The following is a 19,804-nucleotide window of genomic DNA, read 5'->3' on the forward strand; positions in this document are numbered from 1 at the left end:
TTCCTTGAACTTTCCCGGTGTGCTCCGGTAACGGGTGCGGGACAGACGGCACATGACTTTAATTTCCCGATACATTACAGGCGCAGCCAGAATCGAGATGGGATTAACCGGGTGTTAGACCGGTTAATCTCGATATGGATTCTGGTTATAAGCCTGTAACGTTGAATAGCCTGCCCGTCCACCCGTTCTGCTGTGTGCCCGGCGTAACTTATAGCGATGCCACCAGCGTGTTGTACACCGCCCGGCTGGTCAGAAGGGCGTTACGCATGCAGCCGACAGTCAGGTAACCCGGTATGTCCCGGTCTGTTTTATCGCGGTTGGCCTTCACGTTGCGTCCCCGTCCCCGGACGATGCAGCCATCCGGTTTGGTTCGGACATATCCCAGACCGCCGATCTTGCACCTGCCCGTCTGAATGGCTCTAAAGCAGTCCATCACGAACTTGTTCAGCTCGTTGAGGTCACTCTTCACATTACAGACCGGCAATACCTGTATCGCCCAGCTGAACTCGCCCTTGTACAGGTAACGGTTCACGGCGTCCACGGCTTTTGCCAGTGTCGTGTCCCGGCAGCGGATTGTCCGCCGCTCGATCTCGTGCTGGAAGGTCTTGATGCGTGATGACGAGAGCGAGACCATGCCGCCCTTGATACTGAATCCTAAGAACTTGAACCAGACATCGGCTGCCAGGTATTCCACTTTCTTGGGATTTAGCTTCATGGATTTATCTTCCAGGCGTTTTTGGAGTGTGTCCATCGCTTTTTCATAATCCTTGCCGATAAAAAGCATATCGTCGGAATACCGGACGTAGTAGCCGTTCATTTGTGACAGTTCCCTGTCTAGGTCGTAGAGCAGTACATCCGCCAGCCAGCTAGCCACAGCACAACCCTGTTTCAAGGATTGATACTTGCTTTGCAACCGGTTATCTTCATCGAAATAGAGGTCCGAGTGGTAATATTTCCTAAGTACGTCTATCAGGGCAGACTGGCCGTGTTTGGCCTCCACCTTGTCGAACGCCTCGTCGATGAACCGTATCGGAACACTGTCGAAGTATTTGGAAAGGTCGGACTTCCAGCCCAGACAGCCGCTATTGCCGGTTTCTGTCATCCGGTGGCTGACTTCCGTAACTACCTTGCCGCACCCTATACCGGTCTGGTAGGACTTGCACGAAGAGTGCAGCATCTCCGGCATCAACTCGAAGAGCAGGTCGTTGGCGATACCCAGTACTACGCGGTCCATCGGCTCGTTTACGTACACTGTGCGGAACTCACCGTTGTCCTTGGGTATCTGCGCCGTGTGGGGAGGGGAAATCTCGTACTTTCCCCGGCGCATGGCATAGGCCATCGCCATACGGGTATGCTCGTCGGTCAGCCGAATAAGTTGGTCTTTCCTAATGTCTTTCAGCACGCCTTTCTCAATGGCCTTCGTCCACTGGCCTATGTCGAAGAACATTTGCAATATCTTGTCTTCATTCATAGCACTCAAAACTTTTTTGGGAAAGGATAAAATTCAGTATGTCCATGCCGGATTCTACGTCACATTCCTGCTCGTACTCCTCGCCCGTGTAGTAACTGTAACCCATGATGAAGATTTTCCCGTCTTTCCGGAGCGACGCGTTCGTGATGACCAGTTCCACGGGGTCACGGTCCACAACATGGAGATAGGTCGAGGATTGTTCACCGTTGTCATCAAGGCTGCCGCCACACTCGGAAAGCAGCTCCACGGACAGGGCGTAACATTTTTCATTCAGGGCTTTCTCCGCCACGTGATGGTTGTTCATCTCTTCCGTAAGTGTTCGGATGCGGTCACCGCGTCTCTGCTCGGGAACCGGTTCGAAAGCGGTTTCGAACATCCAGACAGGCATCCATTTATGGAAGACGGCGGGTCCCAAGCGGCATATGTAAACTTCATCGTTCTCTTTCTCCGTCTCCGGGATATCCATTCCCGAGGCTCGTGCTGCCGCTACGCTCATGCGCTCGAAACCGCCGAGGCAGGAAGGTGCCGACTTCAAACGGTAGGGACGGATGTTTCCTACAGGGACACCCATTGACATAAGTAGCATCCCCTTAAAAGTGTCGGTAACGGGAGTGGTTTGCTGTTTGTTCATTCTTTTATTCATTTTCTGGTCTTTGTACATACATTATGATTTCTCACGCATCCTCCGCAAGGGCTACAAGCCGCTCTTCCGGCAGCAGGAACTCCTCGTCCGTGAAGTAATAGCAGATTTTCCGGTCCACGGCCTCCGCCTCGTCCGATATGGGTGCGCCGTCTTTGCCGACCAGCACGTCTTGCAGACCCGTTACAGAGACTAGGGTTTTGTATTCCCCGCCCGTTCCACGGAACAGCGTCAGTTCCCTGACAAAATATTCCCTGTCATTCCATGTGATAATCTCAAACATTTCCTCCACTTCCGGGAACAGCCGGCACAGGACCGGAAACAGTTTGCAGGCATCGCTCCGGAGCATCAGGAAGACACATTCCATCAGGCATAGTCCGGCATCTTTGAGCATGGGCAGCAATACGTCCGTGCCTGCTCCGTTTGCCTCTGCCACTATCAGGGCTTTCCAGTATCCTTCCTGGAATGAGTCCGTCCAAGGGATGAGTTCGGCTGCCCTGACGGAATAGGAAACCGCGATTTCTTCCGGATTGTCCTCGTCCGTGGAAATCAGTCCTATTTTCGTGTCATCTTCGACAGGCTCCTTTACCGGCAGGCAGACTTTCATTTTCCGGAACGTGTCCGTGTCCTCGTCCGCCCAGTTGACAAAGCCGCCGAATCTTATAAAATCATATCTGCTCATTTGTCATTATTGTTTATTGTTATTTACCTTACAATTCTTCCGGTTCTCCATCGTTGATACTCCGGTAGAAACGGTCTCCGTCCGCCCACTTCTTGGCGGTGATAGCCAGCTCGAAAGCTTCCTCTATGGAAAGGCCGTCGGCGGGAAGGGCATCAAGGAGTTCTCCCATGCATACGTCATTCTCGCGATACTCTTTCTGCACCTTTCCGAGTGTCATTCTGCCCTTGTCCGTCTTTTTACGCCACAAAAGCATCTGTTGTATCCAATTTTTCATGCGATTCTTTTATTAAAGGAAATCCTTGGCATAACTGCGGGCTTCATTGAAAGTGTTGAAGCCGATTCCACTCATGCAAGAGATTGCCCAGTATCTTAATTTCCTGCTTTCGGCACGGGCAAGATAGATTTGCCCGATACAAATCCCGTCTTTGAGAATGTCATGCCGCTTGTCTTTTGTAATCCGTACCATGTTCCGACATTCACTTGTCCATTTTCCAAAATCCGTAATCGGACCCGTCACCGAGATGAGCACCGAAATAGTACCCCTCCGGTGAGTAACTATCGAGCGTGTCGAACAGCGATTCCAGCAATCCCGCCGCGTCATCGCTGTTCCACCAGTCTGCTTCTTTGTCCTCCATGGCATGGGCGGGGATGGCATTCATCACCTGCACGTACTCCGGTGTGTCACGGATAACGTCCAAGAACGCCGGAATCAGGTCCTGCGTGCGCATCGTGCCGTGGGAGATACTCTCTCCCGGCACGGCATGGAAGCGGTTTTGTGTCCTCTCGTCTATGAACATGGCATTTAGATAAAGGGCAGACGGGTATCTTCCAGCATGGAGGCCAGCATTTGACACATCTCGTATGAAGCACGGTTGCGGTCGTCAATGCAGCGTGAATCACGCCCTGCCATAGCGGTAATGGAAGCCTTTACCGTTCTGAAGAATGTCTGTTCCAGTGTCTTGTGGAAATAAGGAAGAGCCTGGGCGAAACGTTCGGACTTGAATCCCAAATCGTTCATGGCGTATTCCAGCTGTTTGGCCGCCTTGTACTCGCGGCTGTTCTCCAGGCTTTCCGGAATATCACCGAACTGTGCGGTCCGGAGCTGGCGTTCCAGTTCGATGACGGCCACCGAAAGCAACAGCTTGATGGCTTCCGGGTTGCCGATACCGTGTTTCTGCCCGTCAGCGGTATGGAACTCGATCAGGTTTACACTGTTATTCTCTTGTAATTCTTTGTAGCATGCGAGGGTCTTGCTGAGCGCTTTTGCTTTCTCTTTATCCATAATTTTATCTGATTTGATTGTTATTGCACACAAGTACGTCCCCAACGATGAAGTCTTTCGACGCCGGGTGATGAGCACGGAATATCCTGCTCGCTTCAAGATTGAGGGACAGAGGGATAAGTTTGCCTTCCTCGTTGACGACCATTGTCGTGCTCCCGTCCAGTTCCACCAGTTCGATGTAGCCGCCGACAATCGCCTGCATCTCCTCCAGCGTGAAGTCTGAGCCATTGGCTGGCTGCACGGGTTGGCGTGTTCCGTCCGTTTTGATGATTTCTGTCATAGTTGCTTTGAAATTTTAAGATTCATGACTCGCCAGTATATCCAAAATCTGTTGCAAAGGGAATTTTTCAGTATAGAATCGCTCGTCGGTATGTTTGCCGTACGCCCGGTATCTGGCTTCCCCGTTTGCAAATACCGCCAAGATATGGCTGACCAGCACATTGTCCGGCGGAACCAACCTTTCCAGTTCCGTTTCGGTCAGTTCCACGAAGCACCAGTTATTGTCTTCCGGCAAGTCCTCGCTGCCCAGTATCCCGTCCTCGTCCGGCTGGTAAAAACCAACCGATATGTCATAAAAGTTCAAAGACTGGAAACTGATGTCATCCTTGAATGGCTTGACGGCTTCCAGCCTGCCGGACTGTGTCTGTCTCCACTCTTTTGACAGGTACACGATTGCAAAGTCGCAGCAATCCCATGCACTGTCAGTTCCTGCCTTGAGCAGGAGGTATGGGGTAGGTTCATTTGAGATTTTCATCGTATTTCCCTCCTTTTATGCCACGCGTGATACCGTTTCACGGTGCGTAGCTGGTTAATGATATGGCCAAAAAGCTCGCGTGAATAGATGCGGTAATGGAACACAGCCGAATACTCGCATACATTGCCGTGAAAGTCCACGTGGGAGCGGTCATCCGCAAAGTCGAACAAGTCGCCCTGGATTTCCAGCGTGTATTTGTTCTTCCGTAGCCAGTCAAAAAACTCGAAGATGTCCTTCTTTTGGGAGTAGAAAGTGCAGTATTCGTAGCGGTTTCCGCGCAGGTTCCTCAGCAATGCCGCCATCTCGTTCCGTTCCCGGCGGTCGCCAAATTCGGATCCCGTCCGAGTGGCGAGGTTCTTCAGGAAATATATTTTACCTCCATACTCGAAATAGTACGGTATGTAGGTGACCGTCTTTTTGTACCAATTGACATATTTGACAAAGGAAGCCTTCTTGACGATGGCGGGATGCAGGTTTACTTTCTCCATGTGTTCCCGAATCTGGCGGTAGATTTCCGCATTGGAAAGACGTATGGGACGTTCCGCCCGGAAATACCTGCCGTCCGACTCGAAACAGAGCGCGTACAGGTTTCGGTAATACGGTTCCCCGACAAAGAACCAGTCGCTCTGCATGCGGGCCGGAGGCAGGCATTCCAGCAGTTCGTAATAACGTTCCTCCGTAATTTCATGGAAGGGCTTGCAAAGTGCCCGGGTATAACGCTTCACAAGCAGTGTCATGCGTACCGGTGATACAGCGACCAGGTACGGGTTCTTCTCCCTTTCGCGCAGTGCTTCCAGCGTCTCGCCGCCGTAGTCGCTGTGCATGTCATCCGACATCGACGTGAGGCATGTCCCGTCGAAATAACGTGAATCGATGATGTATCTCATGGGCACTGGATTAAATGGTTATTTTCAACACCTGACCGGCGGCATATTCGGCATTGCGGGTGAGCTGGCGCTGCCATGCCTGGTTGCGTGGCGCCCACTTGAAAGCGTTACGCTTCAAGGTTGTACGCATATCGGTATCGGGTATTTTGTCGAAGAGGATTTGCAGGCGGTCTTCTTCGAAGTTGTAGACCACCTTGCCGCCATCGAACGGAATCTCACGATTTTCACGGCTTGCCCGTTCCTGCTGCTTTTCCCGCACCTTGCGGACGAGTTCGGGATACTTGAAGATTGAATGGCGTGCCGTGACGACAGGTTTCTTGACTTTGTCGTTCCACTCTCGCAGACGAGCGACGGCACGGTCGATGATTTCCACGTTGCCATGGTTGACATAGGTGGAGAGTCGCCCGGCGAGGTTGCTGACGAAGAGAGCCCGGCTATAGCCTCGTGCCGTACCCGTATCGATACCGTGAATGGTCGAGGCGGCATCGTCGATAAAGGCTTTGACCTTCTGCCACTCCTCCTCGAGACGCTGTTCTTCGGGCTTGGCCGCTTCGGTAGCCTTGCGAATCGCTTCGAGTGCACGTTCTCGCCATTCCCGGAACGCCGTGACGCTCTTGGCGTGGCTGTTGCAGGCCTTTTCGTTGCGGCCCGTGTTGAAGCGTGCAGGTCCCGTAATCATCGCGCTGGCACAACGGCTGTTGGCGGCGATCATGGCAGAGAAATAGCGTTTGTAGTTTTCCATGTAACGTTCCCGCTGCTGCTCGGGCATCGACTGCAAATCCTCGTGCAGTTCCTTTTCGTGCGAGGCGATGTCTGACTCACCCCGCTCGTCGGGTGAGAAGGAGGTGAGGTTGTAGGAGCTGCACGCCTGCTTGAAATATTCTTCCAGATAGCCCGGGTGCGCCACTTCCACAACTTCCCAGTCCTTGAAGTCCGCCGGGGCGAGGATTTCTTCCTTGCCCGGATTCCCTACAAGATGGGAATAGCTGCAATACCCGTGTCTCTTTCCCCTGAAAAGAAACGCTACCGGTTCGCTTTCCGGGGCATCCACACGCCGCACCATGGTCACACGATGGGCATTTTCCTTTGTCAATAATGTTGTTTCCATACCTTTCTTCTTGATTTCGTTATTTGATTGTTTCCGATTTTTATTGTTGCTTCATCCGGGCGGCATGGTCCATTACAGAGGCGAACCCCACCTCGATACCTATCTGGTATCCGCCCTTGATAGTCGATTCCAGCTCCGCCTCGCTTTCGATCAGGGATTCCGAATCATCGGCATAAAGCCTGTACAGGGAGAATACGTCTGCCTCCCATAGCTTCCGGGCATTTTCCGCCGATACAAGCAGCCACACGAAACCGTCCTCACGGGTTACCTTGACGGCGGCTTCGCTATGGCTCAGAGTCCGCCACTCCTTGATGTCCAGTGCCACCCTCCACACGATATACATCAGCGCATCGTGGCGGCTTTTAATATCAGGGGAATCGCACAGGCGGCTGGCCACATCTTTGAGTGTCCGGAAAGAGTCCGCCATGAACTGCTCCACGACATACGGCTTTTCGGCAATGGCGGAACAGGCATCGTCCGCCCTGCCTGATTCCGGAACGGTCTGAATATCCTCCTCTTCAAGGAAGATTTCACGGTGCAGGTAGTCCAAGTAGTAATATGATTTCATTCCGCTTATTCTTTGGGGGTGAAAGTGATTCTCGTGTGCCCGTCATAACCGAAGGACGGTTTCAGGCCGAAGGCTTCGGCATCACTGCTGATGCAGCAGATGTCCCAAATCTCCAACCCTCCGGCGCAGGTTATGACGGTATTGTTTTCAGATATTTGCGGCGACTTGTCTTTCAATGCAGCCCCGCCGCAGATGCCGCGTAGAATAACACCACGCTGGTGGGTAGTAAGTTCTTTCGTTTCCATAGACCTAATCTTTTGCTTTTACACCGAACATGTTCTCCATTGTACTGGCGAGGGCTTCCTTGAAACCGTCGCTTACGCCCCAGTATTCAAGTAACCCGTTGCCGATGACCTGCATCTGTTTGTCGGTGGGCATATCGCCATCATACCCGTATTCCTTGAGCAGGGCACGGCTGATGATGACACCTTTTATCTCGTTGATTCTATGTTCCTCTCCCATAGCCGTTAATACATCTTTACCCGCAGACCAGATATCTGCTTTCTCGTTATTTCTGTCATTTTCTTTATCCGTTTATAAAAGCATAGGGGCATTCCGCCCCCATAGTTGTTATTAATTCATATTATTTTGCATGATTTTTTCCGGAACACCTATCCGGCATAGATGTACTTGAGCTTGGGCACTCCGTTCTGGAGCACGGTGAAGGCGTTTTCTTCCACCTGCACGTCCTTTGCCTTTGGCCACCATAGCCACGAGAGTTTCCCGTCGGGTTTGAGGAATGCCACGGCATTACCCTGCACTTTCCCGACCTCACGCACGCCGAGGTCTTTTCCGCCCTCGAACAGCCGGACACACCGCCACTTCGAGCCAAGCGTCATTTTCCGTTTCACGTCTGCTAATGTTTTCATACTCATTGCGTTTTTATTATTGCATATAAATTCTGCATTTCCGGTTGCACCGTCTCAGGCTGTCCGCCGAGAGCGGATAACTGCGGTTCAAATGGTCGGGAAACCCTTCTCGGAACATCAGCTCCGCCGTAGCGTACTCCTTGCACCATTTCCGCCGACGTCTCCCACGGGCAGGTCTCGTTTCCGGCATCCGCCTTTTCGGAGATTTCGGCACACGCCATTTCCCACCGACAAACACCGCTTCATATTCCCGTTGTAACACGCCGCTGCAATACGCCGCCACGCTGACAGCGGGCACACTTCCGAGCTGTCCCGTCGCGGCAAGGCTGTCAAGCGTATCGGTGGCAGCCTTGAAACTGGCAAAGCACCCGTAACTGCGGGTGCGCTTTGCGTCAAACACTTCTATCATATTTATTCGTTTTATTATTGGCACATCCGTTCTCCGCTTCCCCGCACAGGATAACAGCGGAAGCACGGCAGGCGGTTCCGCAGAACGCCAGACCGTGCTTAACCGTGTTATATACAAGGTAGGCACAACGCCTCACGGCGCAAGGAAGTCATATCGGAGGGAATTTTAGAAAAGTGCGGGCATTTCAGGGTGCAATCCTGACACAGTGTATATCAATGCCCGAAAAAGCGCGCACGCCCCGCAGTTTCCGCAGCACGTGTGCGCGTCATGTCACTCGCCATCGTCCCCGCTGTCAATTCCTGCGGTGATGTTGCATATCTCCTGCAATGCCGATTCTATCTGCACAAGGTCGTCGATGTCGAACTTCACGGCATCGCAGTCCTTCTCCCACACTTGGCGGGCTATGAAGACGGCATCATGCAGCGACCGCTCGGACTCTTCCAGAGCGGTCTTCAGGTCGTCCACGGTGTACTCCCCGTCCTGCGGCGGAGGTACAGTCCCGGCACCGTTTTTTGCCGGGAAATTCTTTTCGCCTATCACGTTACAGTTGCTTTCGCCCGAAATGAAAAGCGCGTATCCGTGGCATACGTCACAAGAACACGCGCTTACGACGGCAGATACGAAAAGGGCAGGCAGTCCCACACGTTCAGCGGGCTGCCTGCCGTCCTTTTGCCTTTTTCGGGCAGGTTTCAGTTACTCCGTTGCCCTTATGCCGCCTTTTTGCTTTCGTCGGCAACCGTTCCGGCAGGCTGTTCCGCCACCTTTTCAGCCTTGCCGGTCTTGGTCGTTTTCTCGGTTGGCTTTTCGAGGCTGGCGAGGTTCGGGGCGAAATCCATGGCGTTGCGGATAGCCTTTGCAGCGGCATGGATTGTCTTTTGGAAATCACGGTTTGACTTCTCGAGGTCTACTTTGGTCGGCACAAGACCGATACGCGCCCAAACGCTGTCGGTAAGGTCGTACTTCTTGATACGATTTCCCGACTTCTCGCAGATGATGATTTCCGCAGGGGTTGTGGCACGGAATTTCGAGCGTATGCCGTCGGCATCGGCACGCAGTTTCTTTTCCTCCGCAATGGTGTGCCACATAGTTGCGACCATGTTTTTAATCACACGGAAAATCTCGTTGTCCGACTTGTCGGCAGGCTCAAAGTCCGCACCGAAAAAGTGCTGTGCCGTCTGCACGAGTTCACCGTCCTTGTTGGTAGAGTTGTAAACCAACATGATACCTGCAAACGAACCGATGTTTGCATACTGTTCCTTGTTCAATTTAGAAGTTGCCATAATGATAAAATTTTAGAAACACTGCGCAAAATCACGCATTGCGGGCACTCGGGGAGTCGAACCCCGAACTTTGCACCATAGCGCAAAGTGTGGCATTTCCTGCCACGCGCCCAAAAATTTGCCGTGCATTTCACCCTGCACGGCAAAATTTTTCGTAACTTTGTCGCACTTAAAACGTACCCCATAGCAGAGCTATCCAAATGAGCGCATTTTCGGCATATCGTATCTTTGCACGAGTTCTACTCATCGTGTCGTGGCTCTGCGCTGCTTTACTCCAATTTCGGCAAGACGCTTCTCTGGCACGTTCCGGATCTTTTCCAATCCGGCAGCTAACAGTAAGGCGGTGGGCGGCTGGTGATTATGGGCATAACATTGGCAATGCTCTTTTCTCAAGCTCCGTGCGGACTGTTTTTCCGCTACCGTGCATTTTATCTCCGTGCGCACAAGGGCGCAATTATGGCATTATTCTTGCACGTCCTTTTCAGTGGCGGTATTCTCAATACTCCCAGCGACTTGCAAAAGTCTTGACGTATTTCCGGCACTCGGAATAAATACGATTTATCCCGTTCCATAAATTTCCCTACTTTCGTAGGTTGGCAATACTGGTATTATTGCCCCGTGCGAAGCGTGGTTATTTAACGCACTCTTTAAGCGTACCTAAACGCACACGGTGTTGTTTCGGGTGTTACCCTTTGACGGCTCAACAACTCACTTTCGTGTAAACGCCGTTTTTGTTTCTCGCTCTCGGCGGTCTTTGCTTTTCTGTTTTTTAATTCTGTTTTTTACTATCTATTTTTTTATTCGTTTTTCTCCGTACTTGTTTGCCGTTTGTTTGGCTTTCGAGTACATGACTATTATAAAACCGTTTTTCAGAACTGCAAAACTTTTTGAGAAAAAAAATTTGGAACGTTCCAAAAACAGCCTTTTTGCGAATATGGAACGCACGCGCGCGAAGTGAATTTGTAAATAGTTGAATATCAATAAAATAGAAAAAATGATTTTCTTTGAAAAAAATTTTTCCTTTGCAAAAATCAAAAAAGCCCCGTTTCAACGTATGTATAAAATCAAAATCAGTTTTGTCTATTGATTATCAGATTATTAGCTGCTTAAAATGGATAAAATAGGACTGAAAAGATTTTTTTACTTTCAATTTGTAAGCAAAGATAATGTAAAAGACGTTTTTAGGCTTACTTTATACAAAAGTAAACCTAATAAATTATTGATATTCAATGGTGTAATAAAAATAAAAAGATTAGGGAGGGTGTACCCTCGGGTGCGGATTCGGTCTCTGTCCTCGGGCCGTTTTTTCAAGTCCGGTTTTCCAAAATGGCTCAAAATGCGGCTTTCGGATTGAAACTGTAAGCAGGTATCAAAAAATATACAGTAAAGTACTTGTATTTATCATGGTTGCTTAAGGTGCTGGTGTTCACCATGTCCCATATTTTTGAAATATTCTCATTTGTGGATGCCTGTCCTTTCAATTTTCACGGGTGTACAGACTTTCTGCACGATTTCCGGGTTCCGGCTTGAAGTTGTTTTTTAGATACGCTGAAAACGCATCAAAAAATATATAGAGACACGTCGGTATATTGACTGTTCTTAACCGGATTGGACGACGGAAAAGGAGGATGTGTATTCCTGTCATTCAGTATGTTCGGATATGCTTTTCACAATCGGACAATCTTGTAATGTTTTGTTCCTTAATCATATAGAATATACAGAACGAAGCTATCCACATGGATTCCGACTTATTTGTACGGTTTTTGTGACTTTATACAGGAAACCGTGGAAATGCAGAAGAAATGGGGTTCAGTCACCTGCCTTTTTGGTGAATTATACGTATATTTGCCGTATTGTATCCACTTATGTATGAAGTATGGCATTTTGCTGTTACAGGAAATATCTGGATAAAGAATCGAAAGAATGGAATCATATCATAAGAAGAAAATCGGGAGTATTCCGAAAGACAGCACGGGTGGGTCGTCCATTCGCAAGGGAATGGTCGTCTTCAACGGTGGGACATCGGAAACCGGACTTGTGGGAGATGTCACGGGTAATTGCGTGTCGGTTCCGGTAAGGATGACTGCGGGCAGAGAACTCGTTACCGATGACGCGGTCATGTTTCTGAATGATTGCCGGGAAGCGAGCGCAGAGCAAAAGATTGCCCTCCAACGCCTGCTGAACGAAGGCCATCTTGCATGGGACAAGCGCCGGGGTGTATGTTCGGAATCTCTCTATGCTCCCAAAGACGGACAGTTGGTAAAACTCAGTATCCTGGATGAGCATGTAATACTGGGGGCTTTCAAGGAAATCGACGCAAAAGGACGTGTTGTGCTGTATTGCCTGCTGGACGAAGACGGGAGCCTGCGCTATTCCCTGCATGAAACAGTCGGGTACGCGGTGAATCTCCAGATACTGCCTATCGGAACCAGTGGCCGTAGCAGGCTTTCCGATGCTCTACGCCAGAAAGGGCTTGCATGGAACGGACGGCTGAAGGAACTCGAACGGCTGGCAACACGTGTCAGACGCGGTGACAAGTACTATTACCTGAATGACATACTGGAAATCCGTGAATGCAGGGACAACAACAGGCCGGCGGACAGGAAACGGTTGGAATGCGGGAACTATTTCATGGAGCGGAGGGATGCCGAACTGGTACGTGACTGCGTGCGCTCTGTCGTAAGGCTGAACCGCGACAAGGATGCCAGACGGTAAGAGGGTGACGGTATAAGGTATTCGTTCTGTTTCTCTCTCTTGTATCTGGGGAGGAAGTGGTCCTTTAATCCTCATCTTATCCGTTTTCAACACTTTCCGATTCAAAAAAACAAAAAAACAGACGGCGTGCCGTCTGTCATGATTTGTTTCTTTTTTGGTATCTTTTTTCTTTGCGTCAAAGAAAAAAGTACATCTTTCTTCTTTCTTCTTGTATAATACTACTTATAGTATTGTTGCTACATTTGTAACACCCCTCCTGTCAGATACACGGTACATTTGTACCACATTGAGGGGAAAGATGTGGCGAATTTCGCGTCTTTCCACCCAAATTCCACTATCGGGAGCATGAATCGCAAGCCGATGTTGCCGCTTCGGAAAATTGCAGTCGCCTTTTGCAGGGCAGCATTGCAAGAACGAAAACGGTCTGATTTTCACGTGCAGGAAAATAACCGCAAAAAGAGATCCGATAAAACATCTATATATGAAAAATATCCCCTATATTTGCATAAAATTTACATATAACTGCGATATAATATGATTATTCAGTTCACAGTCGAAAATTTCCTTTCGTTCAAGGAGCCGGCGACCTTGTCTTTGGCTGCTTCCGCGCTGAAAGAAAAACAGACCCGGTCCGATGAGATTGTTTTTGAGCTTGAAGGTACGAACCTCTCTTTGCTGAAGAGTGCGGTCATCTACGGGGCCAATGCCAGCGGGAAATCGAATCTGGTCAAAGCACTCGATTTCTTCAAATGGTTTGTCATCAATTCCTCCAAAGGCGTGCAGTCCGGCGAAAGCATACGGGTGGAAAGTTTCCGTCTCAACCGGAGGACGGAACAGGAGCCCAGTTATTTTGAGGCGGTCTTTGCCGACGAAACGGTCCAATACCGCTATGGGTTCGAAGTCGATGAAAAACGTGTACACCGGGAGTGGCTTTATCAAAAGGGCAACAAGCGCAAGGCAAAGGAGGTGGAACTGTTCCTGCGTGACGGCGATGAGTATGAACTGCATCCCAAATTTTCGGTCGGCAAAGAGGTTGTCGCCAAAAAAATGGTGCGCGACAATGCGCTGCTTCTTTCCGTGGCAGCACAGTTCAACGAAAGCGTCTCGGTGGAAATCATGGGATGGTTGGCCAACACCACGATTGTTCTTGGCAGCAGCGACGAGCGGATTTGGGAAATGGCGATAGCCCAGATCGATGATCCGTCCATGAAAAGGCGTATTGTGGAGTTTGCCCGGTTTGCAGACTTCGGAATCGACGACATACGCAAGGTTGACAATACAGTCATCAGTTCACACCAGCAATATGACGAGGAGGGCAACGCCACGAAGACGGTCACTTTCCCGTTCCGCGTAAACGAATCGGAGGGTACGATCAAATACTTCTCGCTGGCTTATCCTATAATCGACGCGTTGGATCATGGCAAAAGGCTGGTTGTCGACGAGTTCGACTCGAAAATGCACCCTCTGTTGACAAGTCGCATCATCGGGCTGTTCAATTCCAGAGTGACAAATCCCAGGAATGCACAGTTGATTTTCACGACACATGACACCAACCTGCTTAATGCAAGCCTGTTCCGCAGGGATCAGATCTGGTTTACACAGAAAGATTCGTTTGGAGCCTCGGAACTCTATTCGTTGGCGGAATACAAGGTTCGCAACAGTGCACCTTTCGAAAAGGAGTACCTGATGGGGAAATATGGCGGTATCCCTGTCATCGGCCAGTTTGAACGGTTATTTGACCTGAGGGAGGAAGAATATGGCAGCACGGACGAACAAGCGTGATCCACGCGCGGCACGGACACTCAGGCGTATCAGTTTTGTCCGTGAGGTCAAACAATCCTTCCTGATCATCTGCGAGGGGGTAAATACGGAACCGGATTATTTCAATGCATTTCGCCTGACTTCCGCCAATATTAAAGCGGTAGGCCAGGGACTCAATACGGTAGGTCTTGTCCAAAAGGCTTTACGGATGAAAGAAGAAGAGCGGAAGAAAGGACGCGAGTATGACCAGTGCTGGGTGGTATTTGACAAGGATGACTTTCCCGATCGGGATTTCAACCGGGCTATCGGTATGGCGGAAGCCGGTGGCATGAGGGTGGCATACAGCAACCAGGCTTTCGAGTATTGGTTCTTGCTGCACTATAACCTGGTACAAGGCCCGATGCACAGAAATCAATATGAAACAAAGCTATCCGGCTTGTTGGGCTTCTCCTACAACAAGGAAGCCGGTACAGGCGGTCGTGTTTTCAGGGAGCTGGGCGGTAAACAGGCTCAGGCCATCACGAACGCAAAAGCCGTATTGCGCCGAATGGAGGGAATACCGCCGGCACAGGCGGAATCTTCGACAACGGTGCATCTTCTTGTGGAAGAACTGAATAAGTATATTTAGCATATTCTGTCGTTTGCCCGGATAATATTGTACCCGGCTACCACCTCCTTCCGGTTTTATCGGATTTTATGTCGCAAAAACACAAAAACAGACGGCAAATCACAACGATGCCGTCTGTTTTTATTCATTTACGTTCCGTGGACAGATACGCTCAAACTTTTCGGTGTCTCTCTTTCCATTGGCTGACCTCTTCGTCAGAGACGGATGCCACGGTCCTTTTTTCCACATCGAACATCCGATGACAGAATGCCCTGGTAGAAAAAGGATTTCCAAGTTCCGCCAATATCCCTACAAGCCGGTTGTAGGAATCCATGTGCCACAGGTAATCGTACATCCCGCTGACCGGCACCCGTTCAAGCAATCCCATACGCGTTGTCTTTTCCACGCACTTGTCGAAAATCCGCGAACCCATCTCCATGTTCTCCATGTAGTACCGCTTGCTGCGCAAGGTGTCGTAACCTTTTTCACGCAGGCGTGTACGGTCTGCCATGTACAGCATGAAGATGACCTCTTCCGGGGTGAACGCGCCGACCAGCCCGGTGAAGCATTTCATAAACGGTATCACGTGTTGCCTTTTGTCGTCATTCCCTTTCATGTCCGTTTTCGCGTTCGTTCGTCCGTAATGTTTCCGCTTCCCCGTCATCCTTAATCGACGGATTGACATAGAACTGGCATATCCTGCCGTTTATCATCGGTTTATACACGGCGTATCCCAGTTTTTTGGCGTAACGCCCCACGGATACGCGGTTGGCGAACTTGCCGGTATGTTCCGTCAGGTGTTCCGACATCTCCCCGACGGTCATTCTGCTTTTCAGTTTCATATCATTCGCGTTTAAATGTTTTCCTGATAAAGGATAGCCGCGACTAATACGAACTGTTTGCAAATGGTATGAATTAATAAGAGGCGGTTCCATGAAATCGGCAAAGGAGGAATCAACCGGTTATACTGATACTTCATTCATGAAACCGTCCCTCATCTATTTTCCCATTATCCGGACAATCTCCCGTATCGTGTCGAAGTTCCGCTCGTCCAGCCATTCTTTGGCCACGTTCCACGAGAGCGACATTCCGAACTTCAGGTTCTCCATGGTGATGGTATGGTGCGACAACCTGCCTTCAGTGGGCTTGAGCCCTGCCGCATGCAGTTCACACAGTCCGTCCTGAAAGAATGTGACTTATTAGTCAAAACGGGTGCTGAAACGCCTCAAAAACAGGAAAACGCCACGCTATAGGTCAAAACGGGTGCCGATAGCGTGGCATTCTATTTGATTTTCAGTATATTTTGGCATTTGAAAATATAGAAATTGCATTATGAACAAAAAAATGCCCGACATGCAATTCCCCCATTGTAAAGAAGGACGGAAAACGCAAAAGCGTCCAACGATACAAGTGCATGGTTTGTGGACGCCGCTTCAGCGGCGGGCGTGATTTTACAAAAGAAGACATCTGGGAGATGTACCTGCACGGCAAGCAGACAATAGCCCAGATCAGTGAAACTACAGGTCTCAGTGCTTCGACCGTGACACGTCGGCTTGCCTCCATTTCGTTCAGCTGGGAACAGCCTAGGATCAAAGGAAGCGGTGTGATACATCTCGACGCCACGTATTTTGGGCGCAATACAGGAGTGCTGCTGGCTCTGGAAAGCGGAAGCGGCAGACTTCTTTACATGAAGCATATCGCCCACGAGCACATCAGTGATTACGAGGACGCTGTGAAACATATAGTAGGATGCGGGTATGCCATTCAGGGGATTGTCATTGATGGTTTTCAAAAGCTGTTTACCGTCCTTTCGGAATACAGAATACAGATGTGCCAGTTCCACATGGTGGCGATAATAAGAAGAAAACTGACCAAGAATCCGCAACTTGAGGCAGGAAAGGAGTTATTGGATCTTGCATACCGTCTAAAAGACATGAATGAAAGTGCATTCGTCAGTGCATTTGAGAAATGGAAGAGGAAATGGCATGACTTCCTGAAAGAAAAGACGGTCAACGAGATTACCGGACGCACGATATATACCCATCAACGGCTCAGATCTGCCATGGTCAGCATATCGACCTACCTTCCTTTTTTGTTTACATACGAGAAAGTCAGAGGTATGCCCAACACAAACAATATGATCGAAGGCACATTCACCGACATGAAGAAAGCCTTGCGGAATCATCCGGGAATGATTGAGGAAAACCGCAAGCGGATGATGAACGGGTTTTTCTTGGCATATGCCAAATTGCATAATGAAAAAGGAGACAACCGCTAAGGCCATCTCCTGAATCGCATTATGCATATTGGACGGCTTTATTCCTGGCGGAGGTGCTCCCCAGCAGAGCTCCGTTACGCTTTAAGCCGCAATGCAAAATAACAAAATACAGATGAATCCACCAAAAACGGGTGCCATTTTCAGCACCCGTTTTGACCTATAGAGCGAAAGCGCTCGCATCAAATATGTGTTCAAAAGTTTTGAATGGTCATATCATACTGACAGACACCAGTATTACAACGATTTTAGCACCCGAAATGACCTATACGCCAAGAATGTGCACCCGCCTGCTTCCTGTTTCGCCTGTACCATCGGCACGATATACGGGATTTTTCCTAACAGCAGGCCTACCGCCCACCGAGTGGGTGCAAGACGCTCCCTGTATCCGGCTTTCAGCAACCGGAGGATGTCTTCCGGCGTACCGAGGCACGGTATCCGGCATTGCTGCCTGCACAGACGGCAACGGCACTCTACCGGCCGTCTTCCTGTCTTGCGGATGATCCGCTGTAATGCCGTTTCCATCGCTATGCACCCGGTGGGCAGTATTCAGGGTTCCTCTTGCGCCACAGTTCTATGATACACTCCCGTCCGGCCTGTGTCCATCGTTTGGTGGATCCGAAAGTATATACCTTGCCCCGGCTGTTCTCCCACGTGTAAGGCACATCGCATTGCCAGGCCCGGCAGGAAGGAAAGACCACCCATTGCCGCTTCTCGTACTTGCAGATGCCCTCTTCGGCAAGGAACTGGTGCAACTGTCGCGGCGATATGCCGAGTTCGTCAGCGATGCGCGTGCTCTTGAACCAGTCCCTGTTCTCGATAAACTCCTCGTAGAATACGATTTTCGGCAGGGATTCACTCACCACCTTCCGCAGTTCCAGAATCAGTCTCGTCGCCGATTCCATATCCTGCGGCATGGGACAATCCATACAGGGCAGACCGGGTGCCGCCACCCTGGGGCGTTCGCGTACGATTGTCTTCCCTCGTTTCACGGAGAGTTTGCCGATAGCCTCGCCCAACCATTCCGCCAAAGACAGGTCAGGGGCGATCCATCTGGCCAACGGTATGACAAGCGGTGATTCCAACCAGGTCGCACCGTGCCCCCGCCCCCGTGTGGTGAAGACTTGCGACTCGTATTTCCCGGTATGTCCGTTGCCGGCCATTTCCCTGCGGAGCATATCCGTGGAAGCGATGCGTAGCCATTCAGACGGGATTTTCCCGAAGTGCATCGTGATCTGCGTGGCGTTGACCATCAGCTTGTCGCCGACACGCCGGAACGTGACGGGGAACCCTTCCTCGAAGTGCATGACGATGTCGTCCTGCGGGACGGCGTGCAGCTCCCCGGCTTCCAGTTCCAGAAGCTTGTTGCCCCACACTTCCAATTCATCAAGCAGGTCACGGGGTATAATAGTCTCCTTGCGTACCAGTTGTAAAAGCCGGCGCATATCGATGGGACGGAAACCCCACTGTTCCCTGCCGTTTTTCCGGAAACTGATTTTCAATGCCGTCGGGCAAACACGGGCGATGGCGCCGTTTTCAAGCAGTTCGTCCCGCTTGAGTATATCGCATATATCCACGGCGCAGATATGGAGCTGGCCGTTATGGTTCCGGGAAACCCTTATGTTCCAGTCCCGGAACGGAACATTCCTATTTTCCCTCATAGGTATTTCCTCCTTTCTTTTGGTTATCAGACTTACGTTTGTTTTCAAGCAAGGCTCTCTTATGTGCCATCTTGCGCACCGGATAGTACGTGCGTTTCTCGCCGCAAAGGGCGTCATAATCTTTCAGCATCAGTGTGCCGAGGTCGGCCAGCTCGATTTCCACATCCGGATGCAGATGCCTGAAATAGAGTCCGCCGCTGCATACATACTTGCCCGTGCAACAGAATGAGATAGCCTGCAAGTTGCCTTTTGTCAATTCCGCCGCGCTGTGCAGCGAGCGCGTGACCGCTACAAGAACCTGTGCCCCGTTGAAGATGAGCACCATCTTGGGTCGTTTAAATGTGCTGCGTCTCATGTTGTTCTAAAATTTGCGTTAATTCCTCCTTTGTAAATCTAAGACCGGCAGCCTGTACCAGCCAAGTGTCTGAAACCGTAAATCCACCGGACAGCAGTTCGTCCACGCGCTCCAGAAGGTAGACACCGAACGCGGGATCGATGTAAACGACAAATAATAGAGCCAGACATTCATCAATTAACAGGTGTCCCGACGCCTCGTCACGGATGATCATCTTTTCCCTGTCTATTCCGTAGGCGTCTGCCAACGCCGTTGCCCAGTGATGGAAAGCGACACGGAAATCACGGACATTATGCCGGCGTGCATCTCCTTTGGCCTGGATGAAGCGTGTCGCGTCGAAATAGACCGGTCCGTCTTCCCGTAACGTTCCGAAAAGCAGATCGGGGAACTCCCTGTACCGGATTATCCGGCAGGGAATCTTTTCTTCTTTCATGTTCTCTTTTTCATTGTTCTTGGATTTGTATCTAACGTGGTGCAAAG

At 50.4% G+C, this 19,804-nt stretch carries 29 protein-coding genes; 5 read left to right on the forward strand and 24 right to left on the reverse strand.

Features of this window, described 5'->3' with window-relative positions; translation table 11 throughout:
- Nucleotides 1-208: 208 nt before the first annotated feature.
- The 18 genes from DW947_RS11415 to DW947_RS11500 form a co-directional block, all read right to left on the reverse strand.
- On the reverse strand, nucleotides 209-1,471 hold the full coding sequence (locus DW947_RS11415) for an RNA-directed DNA polymerase (protein ID WP_008143026.1): 1,263 nt from the start codon (nucleotides 1,469-1,471) through the stop codon (nucleotides 209-211).
- Nucleotides 1,464-2,102 (reverse strand): hypothetical protein, encoded by a 639-nt coding sequence (locus DW947_RS11420; RefSeq protein WP_009316558.1) that lies wholly within the window; start codon nucleotides 2,100-2,102, stop codon nucleotides 1,464-1,466. Before DW947_RS11420 ends, DW947_RS11415 begins: the two co-directional genes overlap by 8 nt.
- Nucleotides 2,103-2,145: 43 nt before the next feature.
- Nucleotides 2,146-2,793, reverse strand: coding sequence for a hypothetical protein (locus DW947_RS11425; protein ID WP_004293639.1), 648 nt, complete (start codon nucleotides 2,791-2,793; stop codon nucleotides 2,146-2,148).
- A gap of 28 nt (nucleotides 2,794-2,821) precedes the next feature.
- On the reverse strand, nucleotides 2,822-3,067 hold the full coding sequence (locus DW947_RS11430; protein ID WP_004293638.1) for a hypothetical protein: 246 nt from the start codon (nucleotides 3,065-3,067) through the stop codon (nucleotides 2,822-2,824).
- Nucleotides 3,068-3,079: 12 nt separating this feature from the next.
- Nucleotides 3,080-3,259, reverse strand: a complete 180-nt coding sequence (locus DW947_RS11435) for a hypothetical protein (RefSeq protein ID WP_008143020.1) — start codon at nucleotides 3,257-3,259, stop codon at nucleotides 3,080-3,082.
- A gap of 10 nt (nucleotides 3,260-3,269) precedes the next feature.
- The gene (locus tag DW947_RS11440) at nucleotides 3,270-3,590 is read right to left on the reverse strand and encodes a hypothetical protein (protein WP_119958519.1); all 321 of its coding nucleotides are present in this window, start codon (nucleotides 3,588-3,590) and stop codon (nucleotides 3,270-3,272) included.
- A 5-nt stretch (nucleotides 3,591-3,595) separates the two neighbouring features.
- Complete coding sequence (locus DW947_RS11445; protein ID WP_004293635.1) at nucleotides 3,596-4,075, reverse strand: hypothetical protein; 480 nt, start codon at nucleotides 4,073-4,075, stop codon at nucleotides 3,596-3,598.
- Nucleotides 4,076-4,079: 4 nt separating this feature from the next.
- A complete protein-coding gene (locus tag DW947_RS11450) occupies nucleotides 4,080-4,355 on the reverse strand; it encodes a DUF3846 domain-containing protein (protein ID WP_008143017.1) in 276 nt (91 codons plus the stop codon).
- 15 nt (nucleotides 4,356-4,370) lie between these two features.
- Nucleotides 4,371-4,829 carry a hypothetical protein gene (locus tag DW947_RS11455; protein ID WP_008143016.1) on the reverse strand — a complete coding sequence of 153 codons (459 nt, stop codon included), beginning with the start codon at nucleotides 4,827-4,829 and terminating at the stop codon, nucleotides 4,371-4,373.
- On the reverse strand, nucleotides 4,826-5,716 hold the full coding sequence (locus DW947_RS11460) for a hypothetical protein (protein WP_008860787.1): 891 nt from the start codon (nucleotides 5,714-5,716) through the stop codon (nucleotides 4,826-4,828). The genes DW947_RS11455 and DW947_RS11460 overlap by 4 nt, the downstream gene beginning before the upstream one ends.
- Nucleotides 5,717-5,726: 10 nt before the next feature.
- Entirely contained in the window at nucleotides 5,727-6,824 is a 1,098-nt protein-coding gene (locus DW947_RS11465; protein WP_004293631.1) for a hypothetical protein, read from the reverse strand.
- Nucleotides 6,825-6,864: 40 nt separating this feature from the next.
- Nucleotides 6,865-7,392, reverse strand: coding sequence for a hypothetical protein (locus DW947_RS11470; RefSeq protein ID WP_004293630.1), 528 nt, complete (start codon nucleotides 7,390-7,392; stop codon nucleotides 6,865-6,867).
- A 5-nt stretch (nucleotides 7,393-7,397) separates the two neighbouring features.
- Complete coding sequence (locus DW947_RS11475; protein WP_004293629.1) at nucleotides 7,398-7,637, reverse strand: hypothetical protein; 240 nt, start codon at nucleotides 7,635-7,637, stop codon at nucleotides 7,398-7,400.
- A 4-nt stretch (nucleotides 7,638-7,641) separates the two neighbouring features.
- Complete coding sequence (locus DW947_RS11480; RefSeq protein WP_004293628.1) at nucleotides 7,642-7,854, reverse strand: hypothetical protein; 213 nt, start codon at nucleotides 7,852-7,854, stop codon at nucleotides 7,642-7,644.
- Nucleotides 7,855-8,003: 149 nt separating this feature from the next.
- A complete protein-coding gene (locus DW947_RS11485) occupies nucleotides 8,004-8,261 on the reverse strand; it encodes a hypothetical protein (RefSeq protein ID WP_004303959.1) in 258 nt (85 codons plus the stop codon).
- Nucleotides 8,262-8,277: 16 nt separating this feature from the next.
- Nucleotides 8,278-8,670, reverse strand: a complete 393-nt coding sequence (locus tag DW947_RS11490) for a hypothetical protein (RefSeq protein ID WP_004303960.1) — start codon at nucleotides 8,668-8,670, stop codon at nucleotides 8,278-8,280.
- A gap of 270 nt (nucleotides 8,671-8,940) precedes the next feature.
- Entirely contained in the window at nucleotides 8,941-9,312 is a 372-nt protein-coding gene (locus DW947_RS11495) for a hypothetical protein (RefSeq protein ID WP_004293624.1), read from the reverse strand.
- A 65-nt stretch (nucleotides 9,313-9,377) separates the two neighbouring features.
- Nucleotides 9,378-9,950 carry a hypothetical protein gene (locus DW947_RS11500; protein ID WP_004293623.1) on the reverse strand — a complete coding sequence of 191 codons (573 nt, stop codon included), beginning with the start codon at nucleotides 9,948-9,950 and terminating at the stop codon, nucleotides 9,378-9,380.
- 1,923 nt (nucleotides 9,951-11,873) lie between these two features.
- On the opposite strand from DW947_RS11500, the gene DW947_RS11515 reads away from it, so the two are divergent.
- From DW947_RS11515 to DW947_RS11525, 3 genes are all read left to right on the forward strand, one after another.
- Entirely contained in the window at nucleotides 11,874-12,665 is a 792-nt protein-coding gene (locus tag DW947_RS11515) for a hypothetical protein (RefSeq protein ID WP_004293621.1), read from the forward strand.
- A 534-nt stretch (nucleotides 12,666-13,199) separates the two neighbouring features.
- On the forward strand, nucleotides 13,200-14,447 hold the full coding sequence (locus DW947_RS11520; RefSeq protein WP_004293619.1) for an AAA family ATPase: 1,248 nt from the start codon (nucleotides 13,200-13,202) through the stop codon (nucleotides 14,445-14,447).
- Complete coding sequence (locus tag DW947_RS11525) at nucleotides 14,422-15,054, forward strand: RloB family protein (protein WP_004293618.1); 633 nt, start codon at nucleotides 14,422-14,424, stop codon at nucleotides 15,052-15,054. The genes DW947_RS11520 and DW947_RS11525 overlap by 26 nt, the downstream gene beginning before the upstream one ends.
- Before the next feature lie 151 nt (nucleotides 15,055-15,205).
- On the opposite strand, the gene DW947_RS11530 is transcribed toward DW947_RS11525, so the two are convergent.
- Both DW947_RS11530 and DW947_RS11535 read right to left on the reverse strand, forming a co-directional pair.
- Entirely contained in the window at nucleotides 15,206-15,649 is a 444-nt protein-coding gene (locus tag DW947_RS11530) for a hypothetical protein (RefSeq protein WP_004293617.1), read from the reverse strand.
- On the reverse strand, nucleotides 15,636-15,875 hold the full coding sequence (locus tag DW947_RS11535) for a hypothetical protein (protein WP_004293616.1): 240 nt from the start codon (nucleotides 15,873-15,875) through the stop codon (nucleotides 15,636-15,638). Before DW947_RS11535 ends, DW947_RS11530 begins: the two co-directional genes overlap by 14 nt.
- Nucleotides 15,876-15,966: 91 nt before the next feature.
- Between DW947_RS11535 and DW947_RS21730 the strand changes: the two genes are divergently transcribed.
- The gene (locus DW947_RS21730; RefSeq protein WP_004303965.1) at nucleotides 15,967-16,218 is read left to right on the forward strand and encodes a hypothetical protein; all 252 of its coding nucleotides are present in this window, start codon (nucleotides 15,967-15,969) and stop codon (nucleotides 16,216-16,218) included.
- A gap of 229 nt (nucleotides 16,219-16,447) precedes the next feature.
- A complete protein-coding gene (locus DW947_RS11545; protein WP_229028909.1) occupies nucleotides 16,448-17,311 on the forward strand; it encodes a hypothetical protein in 864 nt (287 codons plus the stop codon).
- A 234-nt stretch (nucleotides 17,312-17,545) separates the two neighbouring features.
- Here the strand turns inward: DW947_RS11545 and DW947_RS11550 are convergent, their stop codons facing one another.
- Genes DW947_RS11550 through DW947_RS11565 form a run of 4 tightly spaced genes read right to left on the reverse strand, consistent with a single transcriptional unit; the run spans nucleotide 17,546 to nucleotide 19,802 of the window.
- Entirely contained in the window at nucleotides 17,546-17,833 is a 288-nt protein-coding gene (locus DW947_RS11550; RefSeq protein WP_243635084.1) for a hypothetical protein, read from the reverse strand.
- Between the two features lie 2 nt (nucleotides 17,834-17,835).
- A complete protein-coding gene (locus DW947_RS11555) occupies nucleotides 17,836-18,969 on the reverse strand; it encodes a phage antirepressor KilAC domain-containing protein (RefSeq protein WP_004303966.1) in 1,134 nt (377 codons plus the stop codon).
- Complete coding sequence (locus tag DW947_RS11560) at nucleotides 18,956-19,294, reverse strand: hypothetical protein (RefSeq protein ID WP_004303967.1); 339 nt, start codon at nucleotides 19,292-19,294, stop codon at nucleotides 18,956-18,958. Before DW947_RS11560 ends, DW947_RS11555 begins: the two co-directional genes overlap by 14 nt.
- Before the next feature lie 10 nt (nucleotides 19,295-19,304).
- Complete coding sequence (locus DW947_RS11565) at nucleotides 19,305-19,802, reverse strand: hypothetical protein (RefSeq protein WP_004303968.1); 498 nt, start codon at nucleotides 19,800-19,802, stop codon at nucleotides 19,305-19,307.
- Nucleotides 19,803-19,804: the final 2 nt, after the last annotated feature.

It is taken from the genome of Bacteroides sp. AM44-19, from assembly GCF_003603395.1.
Taxonomy (GTDB): Bacteria; Bacteroidota; Bacteroidia; order Bacteroidales; family Bacteroidaceae; genus Bacteroides; species Bacteroides uniformis.

Coding starts and splice junctions, on each gene's coding strand:
- DW947_RS11500 (WP_004293623.1), bottom strand. CDS start 9,950: ATGGCAACTTCTAAATTGAACAAGGAACAGTATGCAAACATCGGTTCG.
- DW947_RS11520 (WP_004293619.1), top strand. CDS start 13,200: ATGATTATTCAGTTCACAGTCGAAAATTTCCTTTCGTTCAAGGAGCCG.
- DW947_RS11445 (WP_004293635.1), bottom strand. CDS start 4,075: ATGGATAAAGAGAAAGCAAAAGCGCTCAGCAAGACCCTCGCATGCTAC.
- DW947_RS11465 (WP_004293631.1), bottom strand. CDS start 6,824: ATGGAAACAACATTATTGACAAAGGAAAATGCCCATCGTGTGACCATG.
- DW947_RS11420 (WP_009316558.1), bottom strand. CDS start 2,102: ATGAACAAACAGCAAACCACTCCCGTTACCGACACTTTTAAGGGGATG.
- DW947_RS11450 (WP_008143017.1), bottom strand. CDS start 4,355: ATGACAGAAATCATCAAAACGGACGGAACACGCCAACCCGTGCAGCCA.
- DW947_RS11555 (WP_004303966.1), bottom strand. CDS start 18,969: ATGAGGGAAAATAGGAATGTTCCGTTCCGGGACTGGAACATAAGGGTT.
- DW947_RS11530 (WP_004293617.1), bottom strand. CDS start 15,649: ATGAAAGGGAATGACGACAAAAGGCAACACGTGATACCGTTTATGAAA.
- DW947_RS11440 (WP_119958519.1), bottom strand. CDS start 3,590: ATGTTCATAGACGAGAGGACACAAAACCGCTTCCATGCCGTGCCGGGA.
- DW947_RS21730 (WP_004303965.1), top strand. CDS start 15,967: ATGAAATCGGCAAAGGAGGAATCAACCGGTTATACTGATACTTCATTC.
- DW947_RS11470 (WP_004293630.1), bottom strand. CDS start 7,392: ATGAAATCATATTACTACTTGGACTACCTGCACCGTGAAATCTTCCTT.
- DW947_RS11515 (WP_004293621.1), top strand. CDS start 11,874: ATGGAATCATATCATAAGAAGAAAATCGGGAGTATTCCGAAAGACAGC.
- DW947_RS11435 (WP_008143020.1), bottom strand. CDS start 3,259: ATGGTACGGATTACAAAAGACAAGCGGCATGACATTCTCAAAGACGGG.
- DW947_RS11535 (WP_004293616.1), bottom strand. CDS start 15,875: ATGAAACTGAAAAGCAGAATGACCGTCGGGGAGATGTCGGAACACCTG.
- DW947_RS11415 (WP_008143026.1), bottom strand. CDS start 1,471: ATGAATGAAGACAAGATATTGCAAATGTTCTTCGACATAGGCCAGTGG.
- DW947_RS11560 (WP_004303967.1), bottom strand. CDS start 19,294: ATGGTGCTCATCTTCAACGGGGCACAGGTTCTTGTAGCGGTCACGCGC.
- DW947_RS11460 (WP_008860787.1), bottom strand. CDS start 5,716: ATGAGATACATCATCGATTCACGTTATTTCGACGGGACATGCCTCACG.
- DW947_RS11525 (WP_004293618.1), top strand. CDS start 14,422: ATGGCAGCACGGACGAACAAGCGTGATCCACGCGCGGCACGGACACTC.
- DW947_RS11490 (WP_004303960.1), bottom strand. CDS start 8,670: ATGATAGAAGTGTTTGACGCAAAGCGCACCCGCAGTTACGGGTGCTTT.
- DW947_RS11485 (WP_004303959.1), bottom strand. CDS start 8,261: ATGAAAACATTAGCAGACGTGAAACGGAAAATGACGCTTGGCTCGAAG.
- DW947_RS11430 (WP_004293638.1), bottom strand. CDS start 3,067: ATGAAAAATTGGATACAACAGATGCTTTTGTGGCGTAAAAAGACGGAC.
- DW947_RS11475 (WP_004293629.1), bottom strand. CDS start 7,637: ATGGAAACGAAAGAACTTACTACCCACCAGCGTGGTGTTATTCTACGC.
- DW947_RS11455 (WP_008143016.1), bottom strand. CDS start 4,829: ATGAAAATCTCAAATGAACCTACCCCATACCTCCTGCTCAAGGCAGGA.
- DW947_RS11480 (WP_004293628.1), bottom strand. CDS start 7,854: ATGGGAGAGGAACATAGAATCAACGAGATAAAAGGTGTCATCATCAGC.
- DW947_RS11425 (WP_004293639.1), bottom strand. CDS start 2,793: ATGAGCAGATATGATTTTATAAGATTCGGCGGCTTTGTCAACTGGGCG.
- DW947_RS11545 (WP_229028909.1), top strand. CDS start 16,448: ATGGTTTGTGGACGCCGCTTCAGCGGCGGGCGTGATTTTACAAAAGAA.
- DW947_RS11550 (WP_243635084.1), bottom strand. CDS start 17,833: ATGGAAACGGCATTACAGCGGATCATCCGCAAGACAGGAAGACGGCCG.